The 20124-nt window shown below is 57.4% G+C and carries 23 protein-coding genes; 13 read left to right on the top strand and 10 right to left on the bottom strand.

Annotated features, from left to right (window positions below; all coding sequences use genetic code 11):
* On the bottom strand, positions 1–323 hold a 323-nt coding region (locus tag HMPREF2891_RS09705; protein ID WP_070664796.1), incomplete at its 3' end, for a helix-turn-helix domain-containing protein.
* Between the two features lie 321 nt (positions 324–644).
* On the opposite strand from HMPREF2891_RS09705, the gene HMPREF2891_RS07490 reads away from it, so the two are divergent.
* From HMPREF2891_RS07490 to HMPREF2891_RS07475, 4 genes are read left to right on the top strand one after another with little or no spacing between them, the layout of a single operon-like run.
* Positions 645–911 carry a hypothetical protein gene (locus HMPREF2891_RS07490; protein WP_070664794.1) on the top strand — a complete coding sequence of 89 codons (267 nt, stop codon included), beginning with the start codon at positions 645–647 and terminating at the stop codon, positions 909–911.
* Entirely contained in the window at positions 908–1192 is a 285-nt protein-coding gene (locus HMPREF2891_RS07485) for a hypothetical protein (RefSeq protein ID WP_070664793.1), read from the top strand. The genes HMPREF2891_RS07490 and HMPREF2891_RS07485 overlap by 4 nt, the downstream gene beginning before the upstream one ends.
* Positions 1189–2235 (top strand): helix-turn-helix domain-containing protein, encoded by a 1047-nt coding sequence (locus HMPREF2891_RS07480; RefSeq protein ID WP_070664791.1) that lies wholly within the window; start codon positions 1189–1191, stop codon positions 2233–2235. Before HMPREF2891_RS07485 ends, HMPREF2891_RS07480 begins: the two co-directional genes overlap by 4 nt.
* On the top strand, positions 2232–3299 hold the full coding sequence (locus tag HMPREF2891_RS07475; protein ID WP_148131748.1) for a MarR family transcriptional regulator: 1068 nt from the start codon (positions 2232–2234) through the stop codon (positions 3297–3299). Before HMPREF2891_RS07480 ends, HMPREF2891_RS07475 begins: the two co-directional genes overlap by 4 nt.
* A 68-nt stretch (positions 3300–3367) precedes the next feature.
* Here the strand turns inward: HMPREF2891_RS07475 and HMPREF2891_RS09580 are convergent, their stop codons facing one another.
* Positions 3368–3640 carry a hypothetical protein gene (locus HMPREF2891_RS09580; RefSeq protein WP_148131747.1) on the bottom strand — a complete coding sequence of 91 codons (273 nt, stop codon included), beginning with the start codon at positions 3638–3640 and terminating at the stop codon, positions 3368–3370.
* A 19-nt stretch (positions 3641–3659) separates the two neighbouring features.
* On the bottom strand, positions 3660–4814 hold the full coding sequence (locus tag HMPREF2891_RS09700) for a hypothetical protein (RefSeq protein ID WP_070664786.1): 1155 nt from the start codon (positions 4812–4814) through the stop codon (positions 3660–3662).
* Positions 4815–4874: 60 nt separating this feature from the next.
* Here HMPREF2891_RS09700 and HMPREF2891_RS07460 point away from each other — a divergent pair, with 60 nt between their 5' ends.
* The 8 genes from HMPREF2891_RS07460 (at position 4875) to HMPREF2891_RS07425 (ending at position 13489) form a co-directional block, all read left to right on the top strand.
* Complete coding sequence (locus HMPREF2891_RS07460) at positions 4875–5441, top strand: DUF6668 family protein (protein WP_070664784.1); 567 nt, start codon at positions 4875–4877, stop codon at positions 5439–5441.
* Positions 5441–5755: a hypothetical protein gene (locus HMPREF2891_RS07455; RefSeq protein ID WP_070664782.1), complete on the top strand. Its 315-nt coding sequence runs from the start codon at positions 5441–5443 to the stop codon at positions 5753–5755. Before HMPREF2891_RS07460 ends, HMPREF2891_RS07455 begins: the two co-directional genes overlap by 1 nt.
* Positions 5755–6516, top strand: a complete 762-nt coding sequence (locus HMPREF2891_RS07450; protein ID WP_070664780.1) for a DUF8175 domain-containg protein — start codon at positions 5755–5757, stop codon at positions 6514–6516. The genes HMPREF2891_RS07455 and HMPREF2891_RS07450 overlap by 1 nt, the downstream gene beginning before the upstream one ends.
* Positions 6517–6757: 241 nt before the next feature.
* A complete protein-coding gene (locus HMPREF2891_RS07445; protein ID WP_222566285.1) occupies positions 6758–7783 on the top strand; it encodes a collagen-like triple helix repeat-containing protein in 1026 nt (341 codons plus the stop codon).
* Positions 7780–9261, top strand: coding sequence for an SCO6880 family protein (locus HMPREF2891_RS07440; RefSeq protein ID WP_070664777.1), 1482 nt, complete (start codon positions 7780–7782; stop codon positions 9259–9261). Before HMPREF2891_RS07445 ends, HMPREF2891_RS07440 begins: the two co-directional genes overlap by 4 nt.
* A gap of 2 nt (positions 9262–9263) precedes the next feature.
* Positions 9264–10739: an ATP/GTP-binding protein gene (locus HMPREF2891_RS07435; protein ID WP_143236832.1), complete on the top strand. Its 1476-nt coding sequence runs from the start codon at positions 9264–9266 to the stop codon at positions 10737–10739.
* Positions 10740–10783: 44 nt separating this feature from the next.
* Positions 10784–12448 carry a type IV secretory system conjugative DNA transfer family protein gene (locus HMPREF2891_RS07430; RefSeq protein ID WP_222566284.1) on the top strand — a complete coding sequence of 555 codons (1665 nt, stop codon included), beginning with the start codon at positions 10784–10786 and terminating at the stop codon, positions 12446–12448.
* 15 nt (positions 12449–12463) lie between these two features.
* Complete coding sequence (locus HMPREF2891_RS07425) at positions 12464–13489, top strand: hypothetical protein (protein WP_070664773.1); 1026 nt, start codon at positions 12464–12466, stop codon at positions 13487–13489.
* Between the two features lie 79 nt (positions 13490–13568).
* On the opposite strand, the gene HMPREF2891_RS07420 is transcribed toward HMPREF2891_RS07425, so the two are convergent.
* Genes HMPREF2891_RS07420 through HMPREF2891_RS07410 form a run of 3 tightly spaced genes read right to left on the bottom strand, consistent with a single transcriptional unit; the run spans position 13569 to position 16292 of the window.
* Positions 13569–13952 (bottom strand): DUF4913 domain-containing protein, encoded by a 384-nt coding sequence (locus HMPREF2891_RS07420; RefSeq protein WP_070664771.1) that lies wholly within the window; start codon positions 13950–13952, stop codon positions 13569–13571.
* Positions 13953–13977: 25 nt separating this feature from the next.
* On the bottom strand, positions 13978–15885 hold the full coding sequence (locus tag HMPREF2891_RS07415; protein WP_070664769.1) for a relaxase/mobilization nuclease domain-containing protein: 1908 nt from the start codon (positions 15883–15885) through the stop codon (positions 13978–13980).
* Positions 15882–16292, bottom strand: coding sequence for a plasmid mobilization protein (locus HMPREF2891_RS07410; RefSeq protein WP_070664767.1), 411 nt, complete (start codon positions 16290–16292; stop codon positions 15882–15884). The genes HMPREF2891_RS07415 and HMPREF2891_RS07410 overlap by 4 nt, the downstream gene beginning before the upstream one ends.
* A 494-nt stretch (positions 16293–16786) precedes the next feature.
* On the opposite strand from HMPREF2891_RS07410, the gene HMPREF2891_RS07405 reads away from it, so the two are divergent.
* Positions 16787–17044, top strand: a complete 258-nt coding sequence (locus HMPREF2891_RS07405) for a hypothetical protein (RefSeq protein WP_070664766.1) — start codon at positions 16787–16789, stop codon at positions 17042–17044.
* A 308-nt stretch (positions 17045–17352) separates the two neighbouring features.
* On the opposite strand, the gene HMPREF2891_RS07400 is transcribed toward HMPREF2891_RS07405, so the two are convergent.
* The 4 genes from HMPREF2891_RS07400 to HMPREF2891_RS07385 all read right to left on the bottom strand — a co-directional run bounded on the left by HMPREF2891_RS07400 (position 17353) and on the right by HMPREF2891_RS07385 (position 19769).
* Positions 17353–17772 carry a helix-turn-helix domain-containing protein gene (locus tag HMPREF2891_RS07400; protein ID WP_070664764.1) on the bottom strand — a complete coding sequence of 140 codons (420 nt, stop codon included), beginning with the start codon at positions 17770–17772 and terminating at the stop codon, positions 17353–17355.
* 66 nt (positions 17773–17838) lie between these two features.
* On the bottom strand, positions 17839–18576 hold the full coding sequence (locus HMPREF2891_RS07395; RefSeq protein ID WP_148131745.1) for a hypothetical protein: 738 nt from the start codon (positions 18574–18576) through the stop codon (positions 17839–17841).
* Between the two features lie 96 nt (positions 18577–18672).
* Positions 18673–19128, bottom strand: a complete 456-nt coding sequence (locus HMPREF2891_RS07390; RefSeq protein ID WP_070664760.1) for a hypothetical protein — start codon at positions 19126–19128, stop codon at positions 18673–18675.
* Positions 19129–19280: 152 nt separating this feature from the next.
* Entirely contained in the window at positions 19281–19769 is a 489-nt protein-coding gene (locus HMPREF2891_RS07385) for a hypothetical protein (protein WP_070664758.1), read from the bottom strand.
* Between the last annotated feature and the right edge of the window lie 355 nt (positions 19770–20124).

Genomic DNA, 20124 nt, shown 5'->3' with positions numbered 1-20124 from the left:
GTCGTGGGTTCGATTCCCACAGGCGGCTCTGAGCCAGCCCCCGCGAAAGCGGGGGTTTTCGCGTATCCAGGGACAAACGGGGCTGGTATCCAGCCGCCCTCACCGTCGGGCGTGGGTAGTAACTCGTTTGCTGGGCGGTTGAAGATGCTCGCAGCTATGGCCACATCGGATGCGCTCCACTTAATCTTCCCACGCAGTCGATTCGAGATGCTTGGTCCGGGAAGGCCGAGGCGCTCACCAAACTCAGCCCGCGTCATGGATGTTGCAAACAGGTATTGCTGAATTGTGAAACCGAGTGCCTCGTCGAAATCTTTGCCGTTCATCGTCATGATCCTAGCGTAACAAATGTGATGAAACGTAGCAAGTGTATCTTGTGGATACGAACGTATTAATGCATACTGACGTTATGAACGTATCGAACCAATATAAATGTGATAGATCGAAAGATTTGCTTACTGGCCATGAAGCGGCTGCACTTTTGCCTCACACGAGTTATTCGCGCCTAATGCGCTGGGCGCGCGAACGGAAAGTGCCTTATGTCGAAGATCCAGGTGGGCGACGCTTTTTCGAGCGGGCAGACATCGAGAGGCTAATGACGCGCGTTCCCGCCCGCAATGAGGCCGTTCTGTCTGGCGGTGAGTCTGGTGAGTGCTGAGGCTGTTCAGTGGGCTTGGCGGGTTGAGTGTCGCCGGTTGAGTGACAAGCTTGTTTTGCTTCGTTTGGCGTGGAAGGCGGATAGCGATGGTGCTGTTCGTGTTGATCCGGCGTTGGTGTCGGGCGTGACGGGTTTGAGCTTGTCGCGTGTGGAAGCGTCTATTTCTTCTTTGGAGCGCGCGGGTCTTATTGAGGCGCGGCGCTGGTCTGATTCGGGCTGTTGGTCGGCCCGCTTGCTGTTAGGAGGCGCGCTGTGAGCTTTGCTGCGCTTGCTTGGGCGTTTGATTTCAAGAAGGGCATCACCTCGCAACAGAAGCTGATGCTGTTGGTCCTGAGTCAGTTTGCTGGCGAGGGAGATTTGGTGATGATTCGTTCAACAAAGTGGCTCGCCGAGCATTGTGGAATGGATTCCAAAGTGGCTAGGAGCACGCTACTTCGTCTTGAGCGTTTAGGGCTTATCAAGGTTGATAGGCGCGATGTTCGTGAGGAGCGCTATCCGATTATTTGTCAGGTGCTTGTGGGGAGTGAGTTGCCATGAGTATTCAGGCTATGACTTGGGCGTGGGGGCTGGAGGCTCTTGACACGTCGCAGGCGATGGTGCTTTTGGCGTTGGCGGACGCAGCGAACGATGACGGTTTCGCTTGCTGGCCGTCGCAGGAGACACTTGCTCGTAAGTCTCGCATGTCGGTTCGGTCGGTGAAGCGTCATATCGCGACGTTGCGTGATGCTGGTTTGATCGATGTGGAAACGCAGTCGTCTACTCGTGGCCGTAGGGCTAATCTTTATCGACTCCACGTGGGGGCAGAAGCAGACCTTTCGGCAGTAAGTCGCCAAAGGGCCAAATTGGCCCCTAGCAATAGTGCGGGTGAAGAAAAGGTTGATATTCCGCCAAAGGGCCAAAATGACCCTTTGCGGAATGACGGGTCAGATGAGGCACCCAAGGGGACACCCATGACCCCTACCAAGGGGACACCCATGACCCCTTGCAATATAAGAACCGTAATTAAGAACCACCAAACCGAACCTACGCGCGAGGAAGCGCCGGTAGTGCATGAGGTTGAGTCTTTTGGTTCGGTTGGGTCCGGTGCGGATGCTGAGGTTGATTCGCCATTGGGCGAGGCGGATGCGGAGTTGATCGCTCAGTGTCTGCCGCCGTTCATGCGGGCGATGGATGCTGATGGCGCGGTCGCGGTCACACGCACTTTGCGTGATTGTTTGGACGCGGGTTGGCAGCCAGATCAAATCCGAGAGGTGATGAATCAGGCTTTGCCGCCCAATGTTGGCCGTTTGTCCGGTTTGGTGTCTTACAGGCTCCACAAGAATGTGCTTAAGGGTAAGTCGCCAGTGCGTAATGCGGATGAGGACGCGGGCACGCGTCGTGAGCGTGAGCGCGAGGCGTTGCGCTTGCGCCAGAAGCGCAGTGAGGCCCTTGCGGGCCAGGGCGAGGGCGTGGATGTTGATCCGCTGTGGGAGCAGGCTTGGAACCAGACGGTTTCTGAGAATCCACAGGCTTCTCGCGTGGAACAGTTGCGCCTGGCGCAGGCTCGTCACGAAGTATTGCTTGGCGGTGAGTCGGCATGAGCATGTCGTGGCCGGTGTGGGCGCGTGGGGTAGAGGGTTTAACCCCATCGCAGTCGCTGGTGTTGTTTGAGCTTGCCCGTTTGGCAGATGCGCGGGGCGTGGCGATTTGCGCGGTTGAGCACCTGGCGACGGTTGCGGGCATGACGCGTCGTAGTGTGTTTCGCGCACTAGCTGGGCTGGAACAGCGCGGCGTGCTGTCTCGAAAGATGCGCTATCGGGATGGTAAAAAGGCTTCCTCAAGGTTCGTCCTGCATTCGGTGCCAAGTCATAGTCAAGCTCTTGCCAGTGATGATGCTGGCGAGGGTGCGGTAGCGGTTGAGGCGGGCGTTGAGGCTTGTGAGAGTGTTACGCCTTTGCCGATTTCGGATAATGAGGGCTTGCGCAGAGTTCTTGAGCAGGCCGCGTCTGAGGGTTGGCGCGGAGCGGCGGCGCAGTGTTTGGCGGCGACGTTGCAGGCGGTGGGTGCCCGCCAGTTCTCTAGCGCGATTTCAAGGGGTATGCAGTTTTCGGGCATGTCTTATACCGAAGCGGCTTCGGATACGTGTGGGATCGCGTGGGAGGTGGCAACTACTTGCACCGACCAACTTGTTGAGGCTGCTAGCCCTTGGGCGGTGTGGACCACGATTGTAAACCGGCGTTGTTTCACCCGTGATGATGTTTCTGGCGTGGAGGACTTGGTAGAACCGGCGATGATGCCCGAGTCGGGCTTGCGTCCTGGGATGGGCTTGGAGGGTGATGTGTGGGTGTCGGTAGATGATTTCGATGGTCCGCTTGGCCGCATGGTTGAGGCCCTGATCGGTGCGGGCATGAGTGAGACCTTGGCTTGGGCGGGCACGCTTCGCGTAGCTGAACTGGCGGTGAGTGATGCTTCAAGGCGGCACCGGGCAGCTAGTGTTGATCCGCGTTTATCTGATCTTGGCGTTAGCCCGGATGCGGGTAGGGCGTGGATGACGATGTTAGTTGGCTCTCGCCGTGGCGTTAAGGGTAGTATTTTAGAGGCCGATGATGAATCATTAGCTTTAGCGGCCCGCGAGGTGGTCGAGGCTCTTTCTCGCGTAGCCTAATAAATGTGACGCACATCACTGAGAAGATGAGTAGCATGGTGACAATATGTCACCATGCTTTTTGCATTTTAGAGTGGTTTGAATTCGTCGTTGATTTGTTGGATGACTTCTTCGTAGTTGGTGTCTTGTCCTACTTCCACACTGTTGGTGGCTACGGTGATGAGGATGCGGTAGAAGATTCTGATCTTGTTTGGGTCAAAGCCATATTGGTATGCCATTTTGATTCCTTCGGATTTGGCTACCGCGTAGTCATGGGCGATGAAGTATCTACTTCCGGCTTGGTCAGGGGTTTTGCCTTCAAAGGTGACGATGTATTCGTTGTGGTGTTCTAGTTGTTGCATTTTGTTTATTGTTCTCCGCTTAGTAGATGGTGATGGTGCCCGAGTTTGTGAGGCCGTCGCAGCTGGTGGTCCATGATTGTGTGCCTAGTGGGATGCCGGTAACGGTGGCGTATGCGGTGCCAGGTATTGAGGTGCTGGCCGCACTACCTCTGCCGCCGATGCTTATGTTGCATGTGGTGCTTCCACTGCCGGAAAGGCTGATTGAGAAGTGCGCGGCCCCTCCGCCACTGGTGTTTACTGAGGTGTTCATCGATGTCACTCCAGCAGGAGCTGGGGCAGGCGCTGGCGCGGGCGCAGGTTGCGGGGCGGGAGCCGGGGCTGGCGCTGGTGCAGGTTGCGGTTCTGGCACCGGTGCGGGTTCTGGCTCGGGCTCGGCTTGGGTGGGTTGCTCTGTTTCTTTAGTTGTTGCTTCCGTAGTCGCCTTAGTCGTGGCTTCCGTCGTTGTCTGCGTGGTCGCCTGGGTTGTGGCTTCCGTGGTTGGCTCGGTTGGTTTTTCGTCATCTGCTTGTAGCCCGCGCACGCTGAATATGGCCGCTAGGGCGATGAGGATGATGAGGATGGGCAGAATGAGCTTTAGCCGTTTGTTTTGTCTTGGTTGGTTTTTACCTTCGTCTGCGCTTTGCGGTGCAGGTTCTACTTCTTCCACTGCTTCTTCTGCGGGCGTTTCTTCGCTAGTGTTTTGAGGCTCTTGGCCATCCACTTCTTCTAAGATCGCCGGTCGCGGTGGTGCTTGGGGTGGAAGGCTGGCTTGTTTGTGCAGGGTTTGGGGCAGTCGCTGGGTTTGGTCTAGTTCATCTTGTTCAAGGTTGCCAGTATCGCTGGTCTCGCTACCCTCGCTGGGGTTGCTGGCAACTATGGCATTGCCATCATTGCCGTCATTGCCGTCATTGCTGGCATTGCCAGTCTTGGTGCTTGGCGCGGTGTCTGGTGGCGGGGTTTGGTGGGTGTCTATGTCTCCGTTTGGGTGGATGCTCATGTGGTAGGTGCCGTCTGGGCCTGTGGCGGTTACGGGTAGGGTTCGCCCGTAGTGTTTGGCGATGGAGGCAGCTATGTTCATGGCTTGCCTGTGAACGTTTGGCGCTGGTGGTAGTTGGGCTTGGGTGATGCCCGCGCTGGTGATAGTGACGGTGCCGTCAGTGTTTTGGGTGATGGTGATTGGTGGCCAGGCGGTCATTTCGTGTCCTTAATTTTCTTGTGTGCGCACGTTCTACGTAGTACGTAGAAGGGAGCGCACATGAGTGAAGTTAATCCGTGGGCTAACGCGCCTGTTGCGCCTGAGCAAGCGCCGGTAATGGCTAGGCCTGAGCGGGTGCGCGTGTGGAAGCCGGGCGCGCAAGTGTCTATGACGGGCGGGTTGCCGATTGTTTCTGCTAAGGGTCAGGATTGTCCGCTTTGGGTGGTGGCCGCTCATGGTGGGGCTGGGGCCACGTCGTGGGCGAGGCTTCTTGGTGCGGGCGATGCGGGCGTGTCTTGGCCTGATCCGAGCGGGTTTACTCGCGCGATCGTGGTGGCCCGAAATAGTTATGTGGGGCTTCGCGCCGCGCAAGCGGCGGCTATCCAGTGGGCTTCTGGCCAGGTAGCGCAAGTTGAGTTGGCGGGCTTGGTTTTGTCTGCGGATGCGCCGGGCAGGCCAGTTAAAGAGCTCGTGGAGCTGCGCAGGCGAGTAGAAGGTGCGTTCCCGCGCGTGTGGCTGGTTTCGTTCCAGACTGCTTGGCGCGCGCAGCTGGCGTGGGAGGCTCCCACCTCGCGTGAGGTTCGCAAGGTTTTGAAGGATTTGTCTTTGATTGGAAAGGAAGTTTAATGACTGTTTTTTCTAAGGGCGTTGCCCTGATTACTGCGGGTAAGGCACGCTTGGTAGCTGGCCTGGCCGGTCTGGAGTTGAACCCGGTGCCTGTGGCTCCCCCTGGCGTGGAGGTTAAGGTGCAGACGGTGTTGAACTGGCTGATGTGGATCGCCGGGGCAACGGGGATTGTGGGCTTCATTATTGGCGGCATCATGCTGGCGGTCTCTAATGAGCGGGGCATGGGTAATGAGAATGTGCGCCGTATTGGCTTTGTGATTATGGGCGCGGTCGTGATCGCTGCGGCTGCGGCTCTAGCGAAAGCCTTGCTGTAATGGCTACGGAAGAAAAGGCTGCTACCAGCCTGGTTCGCCCAGGGTTTATTATCTCTGCCTTACTCGTGGTGGCCCTTATTTTGGGGCTGGCGTTCTTATTGTTTACCCGCGAGGACACGGGTAATGCCGGTGGCGATAAGCCTGTGGAGGTCTCAACTACCACACAGACAAACGGGGACGCGGCCAATGCCGCTCCAACCGGCAACGCGGGTCAGGCTGAGTCTGATTCTGTTTGTGGTCTTGTAGCTCGCGACCAGGTGATTCCAACTCAAGCCTTGCCGTCTGTACCTGTGGAGGTGGGCACTCGTATTCAGGTGCCAAGTATTGACGGGTACGGCCCGGGCGTGAGGGAGGGAGTTTCGCACTGTTTTGCGCACAATCCCTCTGGCGCGATTCTGGCGGCGGCTAACTTCATGACGTGGTTTTCTTCAACCGAGCAACTCGATGAGGTAGTTCCCGCGCTTATGGCCAAGGGGCCTAACCGGGATCGGTTGGAGTCCCAGATTAAAGCCGAGTGGCAAGGCGAGACGGGATCAGCTTTCACTATTCACGGGTTTAAGTACGAAGATCGCGGGCCAGATAACGCGATGGTGGTTCTGGCTGTTTCTCATGTGGCCTTCCCTGACAAGATCGCAGGCTGGCCCTTGGTGCTGACTTGGCAGGACGGGGATTGGAAGGTGGAGGCTCCATCTACTGATTCATGGGGTGAGCGGATGATTGATTCTTTGCAGCTCGAAGGGTTTATAGAGTGGGGAGCTTAATATGTGCCATTTCTGGCAGCTTTCGTGCCACTTAAGCGAAGCAGCTAACGATGCGGTTGATAACATCATCGCTAGGTGGGCACAAGAGACTTTGCAGGGGTTATCTAGCACCTTGTTGGAGGTGGGATCAACCTGGGTAGGGGTGGAAGTGCCGTCTTTAACGGGCACGGAATCCTCAGTGGCGTTTGTACACTCAACTACTCGGATACTGGTATTAGCCCTTGCTATCGGCTCATTAATTGTGGCTGGCATACAGCTAGCCTTCGCACGTCGGGGCGATGGAGCGTTGCAAATCTTGCAAGGCTTCTTAACCTTGGCGCTGGTATCGAGCGTGTCTGTGGGCGCGGCGCAATTACTGGTGGAAGCTTCCGATGAGTTTTCTTCCTGGATTATTTCGCTGGTGGTTGAGGAAGATCAAGGACAGTTCGCTTCCAAGATTTTATCTGTTTCCAGTGTTAGTGGCGCATTGGGACTGGTCATTATCATTATTGGCGGCCTGGCCGCGTTGATTGCAAACTTGATCCAGATTGGGCTCATGTTTGTACGATCCGCGATGCTGATTCTACTGGTTGGTGTTTTGCCTTTAGCAGGCGCGGCATATTTCACGAAGTGGGGCCGGGCGTGGCTGTGGAAGTTGATTGCCTGGTTTTTCGCGTTCTTAATGTTCAAACCGGCCGCGTCAATCATTTACGCATTGGCGATCAAATTGGTGCAAGGCGATCACTGGTCGGTCTTTACTGAGCACGAACTGACAGGGTTTGTAACTGGCGTGGTGATGCTTGTCCTTGCGGTTTTGGCGCTTCCAGCTTTGATTACTTTCATGGTTCCAGCCACTGAGGCGATCAGTAACGGTGGGGCTGGCGTGGGAGCTGGTGCGGGAGCGGTTCTTGCTACTGGCGCGATGACGGTTGCCAGGGGCGCGGGAGCGGCCGCTAGTGGTGGCACTACCGCAGCGGCAGGCGCAGCTCTTGGCGCAGCCCAAACAGCCCACGGGGCGGCTAATAGCGCAGTGGCTGGCGGCTCTAGCGGCGGTGGTGATTCTAGTTCACCTGGAGCGTCTGGCCCGGCAGGAGCTAGTGGCTCTAACGGTCAAGACGGCGCTTCTGGCACGGATGGGGCTGCAGGCCCGTCTGGAGCTAGTGGTCAAGATGGCGCTTCGGGCGCGGACGGGTCCGCGTCCACATCTGCCCCGTCAGGCGCTAGTGAAGCAGCTGGCGCGGACGGCTCGCCGGGCGGGCCTAGTGGCGGGCAGGAGGCTCAGCGGTGAGTGATGAGGCGGTAAAGGTCCGCACCTACGGTAACTGGCGGGTTCCACGCCGGGCCGGTTTTGGCAAGCTCGGTTTTGGTGAGTCGTTGATTGTTTTGCTTGGCCTCGCCGTGGTTTCGGTGGTGGCCATGTCTAAAGGCGTGATGATGGCCGCGCTTGTCGCCGTGTTGTGGTCAGGCGCGGTGCTTCTCGCGATTACTCGCGACGTGCACGGCGTATCGGTTTTAGAAAGGATTGGGCAAAAGATGCGGTTTCGACGGGCGGCGCGTAGGAAGTCAAACATTCACGCTTCTGGCGGCCTTGCGGTTGATCCAACGCAGGGTAAGTGCCACTTGCCAGGGATGTTAAGTGCTTCGCGTCTTAGCGAACACAAGGACTCTTACGAGCGTCCCTACGGGCTGGTTGAGCACGGTGATGGCACCCTTAGTGTGGTCATGTCTGTCTCGCCAGAGGGAGGCGGTCTGACCGATCAGGACACGGTGGATCACCAGGTGGCATTGTGGGGCATGTGGCTTGGCGACTTGGGCGGACAAATGGGCGTGGCCCAGGCGAGTGTTTGTGTGGAGACGATTCCTGATAGTGGGGATCGGCTACGCCGCGAGGTAGGTGCGCGCATGAGTGAGCAGGCCCCACTGGTAGCCCGCCAGATTCTCACCCGCGTGGTGGATGATTATGGGCAGGGAGCGGCGAGGGTGCGCGCGTGGATTACGCTCACGTTTGACCCGTCTAAGATGGGCACTTCGGCTAAGAAGCGCGCGCAAGTTGTTTCACGTATTTCTTCGGACTTGCCCGGTCTTACCCAAACGCTTATGGGCACGGGCGCAGGGGGAGTGCATCTTTTAACCGCGCGTGAGGTGTGTCAGCTCACGCGCGTGGCTTACGACCCGGCTAGTGAGGCCTTGTTTGAGCAGGCAGCTAATGCTGGTGAGGAAGTTGCTTTGACGTGGGAGGATGCCGGACCGATTAGGGCGGTGGCCGAGTGGGATCATTACCGGCATGATTCTGGTCTTTCACGCACTTGGGTAATGTCGCGCCCGGCGCGCGGATACGTCCAATCTGGCGTGCTACGCAAGATTTTGGAGCCGTCTCGGGACGTGCAACGCAAGCGCGTAACTATTGTTTACCGGCCTTTGGACGCGGCGAAGGCTCCAGCGGCGGCGGATGCGGATGTGAACCGCGCGGCCGCAAGGGTGGAGAACACGCCCCGGCCGACCGCAACTGCGCGCCGGGAGTTGCGCGCAGCCCAACAGGTAGCCGATGAGGAAGCATCGGGCGCGGGCTTGTTAGATTTCGCGCTGATTATTAGCGCCACAACTAGCGCCGATGAGCTAGATGATACTTCTAGCGCGGTCCAGGCACTGGCCGCTTCTTCACGCCTTTTGGTACGCCCGGCTTATGGCGCGCAAGATAGCGCGTTCGCCCTCGGTTTGCCCCTTGGGCTTCGCCCCGCTTCGCAGGCATTGTCTGGAGGCTGGTAGGCGTGGCTTTTGTAACTGACCTGGTATCAGCCCTTTTCACAGGCGCGCCTACCACTGCTGGCAGTAGGGGCAAGCCTGGTTCTGGCACGGTAGCTAATCACCCGGTGATCCAGCCTTGGCGCGCCACTTCTAAGCAAGTGTGCGGCATGTTCCCCTTCATCGTGGGATCGAACACGGCTTTAGTAGGAGCGCCCCTTGGCCGTGCCTTGCACGGTGGGGGAGCGGTTTGCGCCGACGAAATCTCGTGGTTTGAGCGCGGGCTGATTAGTGCCCCTTCGGCAATGGTGCTCGGCTTGAATGGGTTAGGTAAGTCATCGCTGGTTAGGCGCATGATTACCGCCTCGGCCGGATTCGGCGTACACACGATGGTGCTGGGCGATATTAAGCCAGACTATGTGGCTTTGATTGAAGCTCTTGGAGGCCAGGTAATCAGTATTGAGCATGGTGGTGCGGGTATTAACCCACTCGATGCTGGAAACGTTAGTGAGGCTGCGGAGTTGTTGGAAGCGGCAGGCAAGCTAGACGATCGCGACAAGCTCTTGGCCGCAGCCCATGAGCGTAAGAAAGACATGGTGTGCTCCCTGATCCACATTATTCGCCGCACGCCTCCCTCCGATAGGGAGGAGACGATTGTGGATGAGGCTATCCGTATTTTGGAGACCTATGATCGGCCAGTAGTTCTGGCTGATTTGTTAGAAGTGGTGCGCGCCGCTCCAGATGAGCTACGCGCAGCCGCACTGGATCGCGGCGATATTAACCACTACAGGGCGGTTACGGAGAGTCTGGAAGCGTCCCTAATGGCTTTGTTGTCGGGCCGTTTTGGCGGTCTGTTCGCGGTGGAGACCACCACGCCGATGATGATGGACCGCTCGGTCGCATTTGACGTGTCGGCGTTTAAGGAAGCCTCGGAGGACCTACAAGCCGCGTTGTTGCTTGCTACTTGGTCTTACGGGTTTGCCACTGTGGAGATCGCGCAGACACTGGCTGACGCGGGCGTTGCTCCGCGTCGGCGTTACAAGATTGTCATGGATGAGCTGTGGCGCATTTTGCGCGCCTCATCGGGCCTAGTGGAGCGCATTGATTCTCTTACTCGTCTTAATAGGACGGTTGGTGTGGGTCAGCTTATGGTCACGCACTCGATGGCCGATTTTAACGCGTTGGCTTCGCCTGCGGACCGGCTGAAAGCCTTGGGGTTTGTAGAGCGGTCGAAAATGCTGTTTTTGGGTGGCCTTCCCGCCCGTGAGATGGAGCTATTGGAGGGCGTTTTTGCTTTGACCGATAAGGAAAAGTCGATGCTCACCTCATGGAACGCGCCTGGCACGTATGACCCGACCACTGGTAGGGATGCCCCGCCCCTTGGTATGGGCAAGTTCATGCTGAAAACTTCCAACGCTCCAGGCACGCCGTTCCAGGTGCGTTTCGTGGCGGGGGAGGCGGCCTTGTCGGATACGAACCAAAGGTGGAACAAAAGAAGATGAGCGCGCGCGATGATGTATCAACGTGGGAGCCATCCACTATTTTAATGGCGATTTTTATCGCCATTGTGGGCGTGGCTAGTCTACTTATCACTCTTGGCGCACACGCCTGGGCGCTAGTGCGCGGGGTAGACGGTCTTTCATGGAACCCGTTTAGTCTCATGATCGAGTTGTTTACTGACCGGCTTGACCCAACCGGTGAGGTGTATTGGTGGATTGGCGGGGTAGGTGTCGGCCTAGTAGTCCTTGCCCTCACTGCTTTGGTGGTGGCATTGCCGCGCCGCTCTAAGCGCTCTAGGCGCGGCGATGAGGCCGCACAGTGGGCTGGAAGGGGCAAGGATATTGAGCCGATCACGCAGCGGGCTGTGGCCGCTAAAGCGCAGCGTTTAGGCGTTGAGGGTGCGGTCGGGTTTCCGGTGGGTCGCACTGTGGCTGGTGACGTGCCGGTAATGTCCTCATTTGAGGACGTGTGTATCACCATTGCAGGCCCGCGAACCGGTAAGACCACCTCTTGGGTAGTGCCACGCATTTTCGCAGCTCCAGGCGCGGTTGTGGCCACGTCTAACAAGCGCGACATAGTAGATGAGACGCGCTCACGCCGAGAGCAGACCACGGGTGAACAAGCGTGGGTGTTTGACCCTCAAGGTCTATTTGGTGAAGAACAGTCATGGTGGTGGAACCCGCTATCCTACGTTACTGACCACACCAAGGCGGGCGCGTTGGCGAACATGTTTTTATCTGCTGAGGACGTGTCGAATAAAGGCGACAACGATGTGTGGGATAAATGGGGTTGCGAACTGATTGCCGCGATGTTGTTGGCCGCCGCTAAGGCAGGTAGGCCAATCACCGAGTTGCATACTTGGCTGGCAGACCAGACCAACGATGAGCCGGTGCTTTTGCTCCGCAAGTTTGCTGACGAGTGCACTGAGGAAGATGGGCAAAAAGACTTGCGTAAGGCCGCAACTAGCTTGGAAGGGCATATGGGGAAACCCCCTGATATGCGTGGCAGTATTTATGGCAGTGCGGCGCGGATCATGAACTTTTTGAATAACACGCCCCTTATGCGTTGGGTTACCCCAGCGAAGGGGTTACCTGAGTTCAAACCGGAAGATTATGTGAAGTCAAAGGGCACTCTTTACTGTTTATCCCAAGAAGGGCACGATAGCGCAACCCAGATCGTAACCCCGCTTACCGTGGCTGTGGTTGAAGCAGCCACAGCCTACGCCACTAGCCAGCCAGGCGGTAGGTTGGCTACCCCCATGCTGATCGAGTTGGACGAGGCGGCGAACGTGTGTAGGTGGAATCAACTACCCTCCCAGTATTCCCATTTTGGTTCTCGCGGGCTTTGTGTAGACACGGTGCTGCAGTCATGGAGTCAAGGGGAGCGCGTGTGGGGCGAGAAGGGCATGAAGGCTCTTTGGTCCGCTGCGAATTTGAAGGTTTATGGCGGCGGCGTGTCAGAGCCAGAGTTTTTGCGCAACCTATCAGAGCTGATTGGTACGCATTGGGTGGACTCTACCCAGATTTCAAGCTCAAGCCAGGGCCGGTCGTATTCAACATCTAAAGCCTCCCAGCAAAGGCCCATTGCCACGGTGTCGGACTTGCAGGCACTACCCCAGGGCCGGGCGTGGGTGTTCGCTTCGGGCGCGGTAGCCACTTTGGTGCGGCTGATCCCGTTTTGGGAGCAGCCAGATTATGAGCCGGTTAAGTAGTTAAGGAAGATTGTCATGGCAGATCAAGTGATGAATGAGACCAATGCGGAAATGGTGCGCGCCTGGCGGGTGGCTATGGCGGTGGGCCGTTTCATGGCTATGCGCCGACACCAAGCCTTGCGCAAGGCCGAACAGTCCTCGCTCCAGCATGAGAGAGCCTTGCGAAGGGCGATTGAGGATGAGCGCTTGTTAGCGCAAAAGGTATACGCTCAAGCGCTCGATGACAAGTGGTGGCAAACCGCTGTCCAAGATGACGCGGCCTACGTTTACGGCGTGGCGCGCAGGTTTAGCGATATTGACCCCCAGGCCGAGTTAGCAGCACGCCGGTGCGAGAGGGAGGCTAAAGAGCGGTGGGGCATTGACGTTCACGCTCCACTAGCAAACGTTAGTGACATTCCCAGCGTGGAGGAGGCTTTGCAGGACGCTCCCGTGCTCGATGGTGAGAATCCGGTGGAGTTGAAACCGGCTGTGCAAGAAGTGTTATACCGGGCCTATCAGGATGGGGAATATCAGATGGTGGGCCAGGATCGGGCCGAAGCTATCTTGGACTACGTACAAGAGCAGAAGGACACTGTCCCAGATTGGCTAAATGATCTTTGGCAAGAAGATTTATCCCAGTGGCTAGATGGAGACGCTCATATCGCGCAGCGGGTGCGCGATATTTACCCCGACATTAAAGCAGCTGAGCAAATGCAAGCTCAAGCCGCGGGCATGGCCGCTCACGCCCAGCGCGAGGCGCGCATTGAAGGCCGGGAAGGGCACGAGGCTAGGCAGGAGCTAGAGGTGGGCGATCCTAGCGGGGTTGAGGAAGGCGCGGCGGTTAAGGAGATGAGCGAGGCCAAGCACGCCGGACGCGGCGCTGAGGCGGCGTGGGACACGATGCAGGCCCGCCAGGCACACGCCCAGTCCTTGCTAGATCAGGGAGCGGACCCGCAGGCGGTGCGCGCGGCGATGACGGCCGATAAGGGACTGCACCAGCCCGCTAGGACGGCCACGCGCAAGACCGGCAAGACAAACACTACGCGCGCGCGTGCCCAGTAAGAAGGCGGTGCGCGTGCAAACCCGCCACATGTAGCACGAGATGAAGGCGGCCGACACTACATAGTGTCGGCCGCTAGTTTTATTCGCGAGGCTGGATAATGTCAGGAGAGGCTGGCTCACAAGGCAACTCCCCATCAGGGTGAGGACGCAGGTCACGGTGACCGCCCTCGACGCTGCAGCCCTTGAATGGGCCATCATTGTCTAGTAGTACCGCCATGATTGGATCAGCGTAGTTCACCAGCCACTGCGCAGATGCTACTGGCCCGTCGTTTACACGCATGTACTCCCAGGCAAGCCATAAGGCTTGCAAGCGGTAGACCGCTTCATCATGCTTCCACCATTGCGGGCACCACGTCATCCGCCCTTTTGGCAGAGCGCGCTCGTAGATGCGCACAAGAAAATCACGCACGAACACGTCCAAGGTGGGGTAGTACAGGCCAGGAGTATCTACTTCTTCACTCATACCTATTACGTGGGGTGTGCGCGCACTACCTGGAGCGGCCCCGCCCACGCTCGGGTGGCAACCAAGTCGGCATATTTGGATGCCGCGTTGGATGGTCTACCTTCTTAATCTGAGGCACCTCCCCAATGCCAGGTAGAGGCCGCCGCTTACGCTTAGACGCTTCCTCACTGTTAGTGTTGCCGTCATTGTCGGTCAAGTGTTGGCGTAGCTCACCGATGTAGTCTCCATGACTATCACCAGCACGGTTGTCGCTATGCTCGGCGGGCTTAGCAAAGCCTTGGGGAGTGGCAAGCCAGGGCCTGCGCTGGCGGATACGCTCAATCTCTGCCTCGCGACTATGTTCACCTACATTGGCTTGAGCTGCTACTGGCTCAATGATCTGCTCAGGTGAAAGGACCGGCTCCGGTTCGGTCTTGATTTCCGGTAGTGTGTCTTGCTGCAATGGCACCGGTGCGGCCTGTAGCTGTGTGAAGGCTTGCAGGTGTGGTGCTTCCATGCGCACACGCTCGTACACGCCGCGCGTGTCACGCAACATAGCGGCCGCAGTGTTGGCCTGTTGGGCTTGCACGTACAAGTCGGCCAACGCTTTTACTAGCTCCATTGTTGCCACTAGGGCAAGCGCGTAGGACACTTCACTATTCTTAGGAGTGATCGCAGTGCTTAGTAGTTGCGCTCCAAGGACAACCCACGGGCTTGTCCCACCGTGTTGCACGGGTCGATGTTTTAGTTGAGCGCTACGCCCCACTTGGCGCGCGCAGTAGTCCAACGCGCCTCGCATCTCATCACTTAAGTCTGGCTGTTGCGCAGCGGCAGCGAGGAGCCCAGCCACATCATTAGTGGCGTTAGCAAGAGCAAGCCGGTCAGTGGGATCAACCTTGGCTAGTTCGTCGCGGAAGATTTCCAAGCCGCGCTTGTGCCCAAGCCACTCCTCGCGGGTGTATGAGCGACGGCCGCCTGACAGGGGCATACCCTTCCAAGCATCTTGCCACGCGGCCACCGCGTCAGTGGCGGACTCGATCGTGTCGGGCCAACGCTCCCGTAGCGCACTCAGCGTGAGGTCACGCGCGATTGATCCGCCCGCATACCATTGCGTCTTTACGCCCGGCTTAGTGTGCAGCGCAGCAGAGTATCCCACCACCACATCGGTGCGTCCCTTAGCGAAACGCGGACGCAACCTCACGCCCAGGCTACGCGCGCGAGCAATGAAGTCCACCTCGCTAGTAGCGGCCTTGGACGCTGCGCGCAAGCGTGACTCAAGCGCGGCCCGGTCGGTAACTTGTTTACCTGCTCGCGCTGCAGCGTTGAGCGCTTTAGCACTGTCGCACTTGGAGCTGCGCGCGTGTTCGCGCGACTCGACAATGCGCAGCTCGTATTTGTGTTCAAGCGTGTTGCACGCGCGTTGGCTACGCGGCTGATCGTTCCAGAAGTTCCACCGGGTGCCGTCCTCGCGAATAATGTTCGCGGCAATGTGAATGTGGTCCCCACCGTTCTTAGACGTGCCGTGATGGATGGCAACCCATCGACACTCAGACTTACCCGACGCGGCGGTGAACTCCATCTCGTCCATGAAGTCGCGCGCGATTGCCGCCCACTTGTCCTCAGACAATGGCCCCTCATCGGGGGAGAGGGACAAAGAACAGTGCCACACATGGTTCGGCCCGTAATCGACTACGCGCGTCTTACCCATCTCAGGATCAAACTTGCGGATAGGCCCGCGCGGGAAGCGTTCGGTCTCGTGCATGAATGAGTCGAGGTAGTTCGCTATCTCGCTTGCTTGCGCGATGGACAACTCCGACCAGTCGCCCCACCTGTTCATGATGGTGCTCGATCCAGCTACCAAGTGTGGCTCGGTGTGTTCGTTAGCGCGTCCAGGGCCAACCAGGTAACGCATGAGGCCGCCAGTGTCGCCGCCATCAACAATGTTGGGCATCATCGGCGCACACTCGCAAGCAAGTAGTTGATCTCATCAATGCTACGCTCAACCTGGCCTAGCACATCATCAATATGTTTAGGCAGTTCCTGTTTGGCGTGAGCGTAGCGAGTGAGTTGGTTGAGGTTGTTAGCCAAGCCGGTGAGCTTGCGACGGTAATCGCGCAAGTCGGTAATAACCTCAGCAAGATTGTCGGTATCAATTTCTTGTGCCGAAGCTGGATGGAGCGTGGCGTGCAGGAGAGTGCGCGCCATTGACCAGCCAAGGTTCTTTGCCTTTGCTTCAAGCAAGGCACGTTCGCTGCGTGTCATACGCACGCGAACTTCTGCGTCACGACGAGCACCATTGAGTGAGCGGGGAGCACGACGAAGATCGCGCGTGTTAACGCTTTTAGCATCTTCGTTGCTCATGTCAGTCCTAGTCTCTCTCAGCGTTAGCGACCCGAAGGGATCACACCTCTAGTGTGCCCCAGGTAGAACCCCGTGTCTACCTGCAAGCCTGTTAGTGGGTACACTAACATATAGCTTGCTACCCAGGCGTCCGCGCACACTGTTGTGTGCGCTAGGGCGCGAGGGGAACGCACCGTGTGCGTTTGGTTGGCGTGGGTTGCAAGCTACATGGATGTGGCTTGTCCGATACGGCGTTGCGCACGTGCGCGAGTCGCGTAGCACGCGGGGAAGCGATGGTGAGTAGCGCGGCCGTGTCTGCGTTGCAATGTCGCAGCGTGAAGGCGCGCCGCTACGCCTTGAGTCAAGAGCGTTGCTGAAAGTTTGCACCCGCGCTTGCGTGGGTGCGTTGTTGGTTCGGTTCGGTTTGGTGGTTGTGCGCGTTTGTGCGCGCACAACCTACGTGGCTTACGAAGCCATTAACACTTGGCTTTTGTGAAGTGAAAGGAACACATTTAATGTCGAACCAATTCGATCCAGTGGCCAAACTGTTGAACCAAGATGAGAACCGGGAGCGCGCGGTGCGCGAACTCGGCGCGGCGATGGTCCAGCTTGAAGCGGGCGTATCTGCATACAAGGACGCTTACAAGGCGGCGACTGACGCGGGCTGGACCAAGCGTGAACTAAACGCCGCAGGTTTCTTCGACGTGGTGAAGCTACCCAAGGTGAAGAAGATCGACGCGCCCGCGCCAAGCGCGTTCGACGCAGCCGAGTAGTAAGAGCAAAGGCGTGCTAACCCAAACGGGTTAGCACGCCTTAAACGTATCTTGCGCGCTCCGTGCTGCCACCACGGGTGGCTTAGAACAAGTGAGGCCACGCCCGCGTGGTCGATAGGGGTTGTGCACATTTGTGGGCGGCATGTCCGTCCACACTTGGGTGCAAGCCAGTTGGCATGGCTTGTGGTAAACAATCGACACCCCAAGAAGTGTCGGTTTTCCACACGCCAGGCCGCCACACGCACCGCGTGAACCACGCCGCGCTATGCGCGGCAAAAATTCGAGTGACAATCGCGCGCGCAGTGAAGTTAGGCCTTATCTTCCTCCGCGACTGTGTTGAATCGAACCCGATAGCCTTCACCGGCAAGAATGGTGCCTATCGTAGAGATGAGCGCCTTGTGGTACTCCCAAGATTCGCCAGGGTGAGCCAGCTCGTGTGATTGCGGTGTTTTGAAGGAAGCTATCTCAATTACTCGCTCAACCTCGTTTGCTGCCGCGTCGGCTTCGATCTGTTCCATTTGGTCAATCAAGCTGTCAACGCTACTAAGCACGCGCTCGCCAAAGGTGGCGTGTAGGTCATCAAGGTCTGCCGCTGCTCCACCAGGGATGGGCATTTCGTTTTTCTCCCACCGCCGCACAGTGCGTTCAGCAACGTCAAGTAGTCCGGCTAGTTCTTCTTGCGTTAGGCCTAGCCCGCGCCGCTTGTAATAAAAGTCCGTCCCATCCATTACTATCCTCTTTCTTATGTAACCAAGGTTGAGGGGCAAGCCAAGTGCTTGCCCCTCAACCGCGCGTCAAGCGCGAGCGCGTCGTATGCACTCTAAAACGTGTTCTCTATCCAAGCCGGTAACGGCCGCAACCAGCGCGATATTGTCCGTGTCATCTACCAGGCTAGTGACTATCTGGCTTTGATAGTCAAGCGCTACCTCGCGCTCCGTGCCGTCATAGGCTTCGATCGTGGCTTGTAGAGTATCAAGCGTTTCGCTCACGTCGCCCTCAAGCTCACTAACGTAAACCGTGTCCCCGTCACACGCTGCACGCAAGGCTTGCCATGTCATTGCCTGGCACAGATCAACAAGTGACGGGTAATCATCCTCGCCTCTCATGCGGTCCGCGTCTAGTAGCTCATGGCCGGATAGATAAGCAAATGCGCGTTGATAGGAAGCCTCGTCGGCTAGCAAGTCTGCGATAGTGCCTGTCCAAGGGCCGAAGGCGGAAGTAGTGATAATAAAACGCTTCGGGTTTTTCACCGTCTCATCGCGCGCGGCCCCTGCGTAGGTTGCATACTCGTCAAACGCTACGCCTAGCAAGCCAGTCTCACCATTCTTGAGGTCACGCACGCGCCGCTCAAGCGCCAGGGCTACCGCTACGTCGCTCGGGGCTTGCTGCGCGTGAGCGTGCAGCACGGCCGTGCCGCTATCGATAGCCATCATCGTGAGCTTCCACCCCTTAGAGACAAAATCGCGCTCTAGCGTGGCCCTGTAGCACGTCTTGCCGCCATCGATCACCTGCCACATTTTTTGACCGGCCACAATTTTCCTTGAGTTAAGTTTTTGTACCTGCATAAGAATCTCCTAATATCCTCTCGGCTGGGACTCATTCCCTGTTTGCCTTGTTGTTGAATGTTGTTACCGAAATGCGTGAATGCCCGGTTTGCCAAAGCCTAGTAGCGTTTGTTCTTCTTGCTCGCTCATCAGGTCGCTACCGCACTCGGCGAGGGTGAAGATGTCGCTTGGCTCGAAGCCGAAGCCTACCGCTTGAGCCTGAACGTCAATGCCCACACCCGACAAGTCGTGGCTAAGTGTCGCATAGTCCTTGAACGCCTGCTCAAGCTCCGACATTTGCATCACCTCATCACCGTAAGTCTCAAGGGCCTTCAGTAGGCGCGCATGGAGGGATTGAAATAGCTCGGCGTGCCCGCCGTAAAGACTGGTTATGGTAACGCCGCGCTTTGGGTTGAACAGATCGGCTGCAAGCTCATCGGGGTGTGCTTGTAGGTATTCGCCCACGGTTCCAACGAATTGGTTCTGTCGCCAGAAGGTGTGGGCTTGCGGGTCATACATTAGACGGTCAAGGATGCTCATTTTCTCTCTCCTGTTCGGCTGGGACTCATTCCCTGTTTGCCTTACTCTTACATTGTATGTCCGGTGGACCGGACATGTCAAGTGTTTTCGGGGTTTTCTATTAGTTTTGGTGGGGTGGTGGCCAACCTTTCGGGCGGCCACCACGGTTAGGGTTATGCCACTGGCTGAGGTCGCTTGGCGCTGGCTCGGTTGGTCTGCGCTAGTCGCGCTATTTGCCATGCAAAGTCGGCCTTGCAGGTTTCTGGAATCGTGTCCTCCTGGCCTTTCCACTGCATGAACGTGTGCCACACGCGCCACGTGTTGTTGTCGAGTAGGTATAGGAACTCTGCGCCCGCGCGGTCTGCTAGTTCAATAATCTGCTTGATCGCCTTATCTTTGTCACCGTTTTCGATTGGGTAGATCGCGGCTGCGTTGCGTTCAGCTGGTTCGCCGTATTCGGCGTAGGCTTTCCCGTCTCCTGCATAGGTCGATAGGGTGAGCTGTTCGCGGTCGCCTAGATCAATGATTGGCTTAATGTCCTCGATAGTGGGGAATCCGAACTTGAGCGCTTGCCCCACGCCGGTTAGGTATCCGTCAAAGTGTACGTAGATGAATCGGATAGCGTTTTCTTCAATGATTCCAACATAAGAGCGAGTAGACATTTTCAGTTTCCTTTCTTCGGCCGGGACTTCTTCCCTGTGTGCCGGTTGTGACTTTCTTTTTGCCTGCTGGCAAGGAGTCAATAAAGTCGCGATCAAGGTCTGCCCGTCACCTTTGGCAAGCGGGCGCGGGTCATGGAATAAATAACGAAGTGGTTTATGCCGTGAAAGCCCGCGCCCGCTTGAACGCGAAGCGTTTGACGGGCAGACCGCGCGACGTAGACTCGAAAGCCAGCAGGAAAAAACCCTTAGACAACTAGAGTGCGCGCGTGCGCGCTCCTTGTTGCCACCACGGGTGGCTTAGAAGAAATGAGGCCACGCCTGGCGTGGTCGATAGGGGTTGTGCACATTTGTGGGC

The organism is Actinomyces sp. HMSC065F11, assembly GCF_001813085.1.
Taxonomy (GTDB): domain Bacteria; phylum Actinomycetota; class Actinomycetes; order Actinomycetales; family Actinomycetaceae; genus Gleimia; species Gleimia europaea.
Note: the sequence above shows the minus strand (reverse complement) of the source record. Positions and strands in the feature narration are given on the sequence as shown.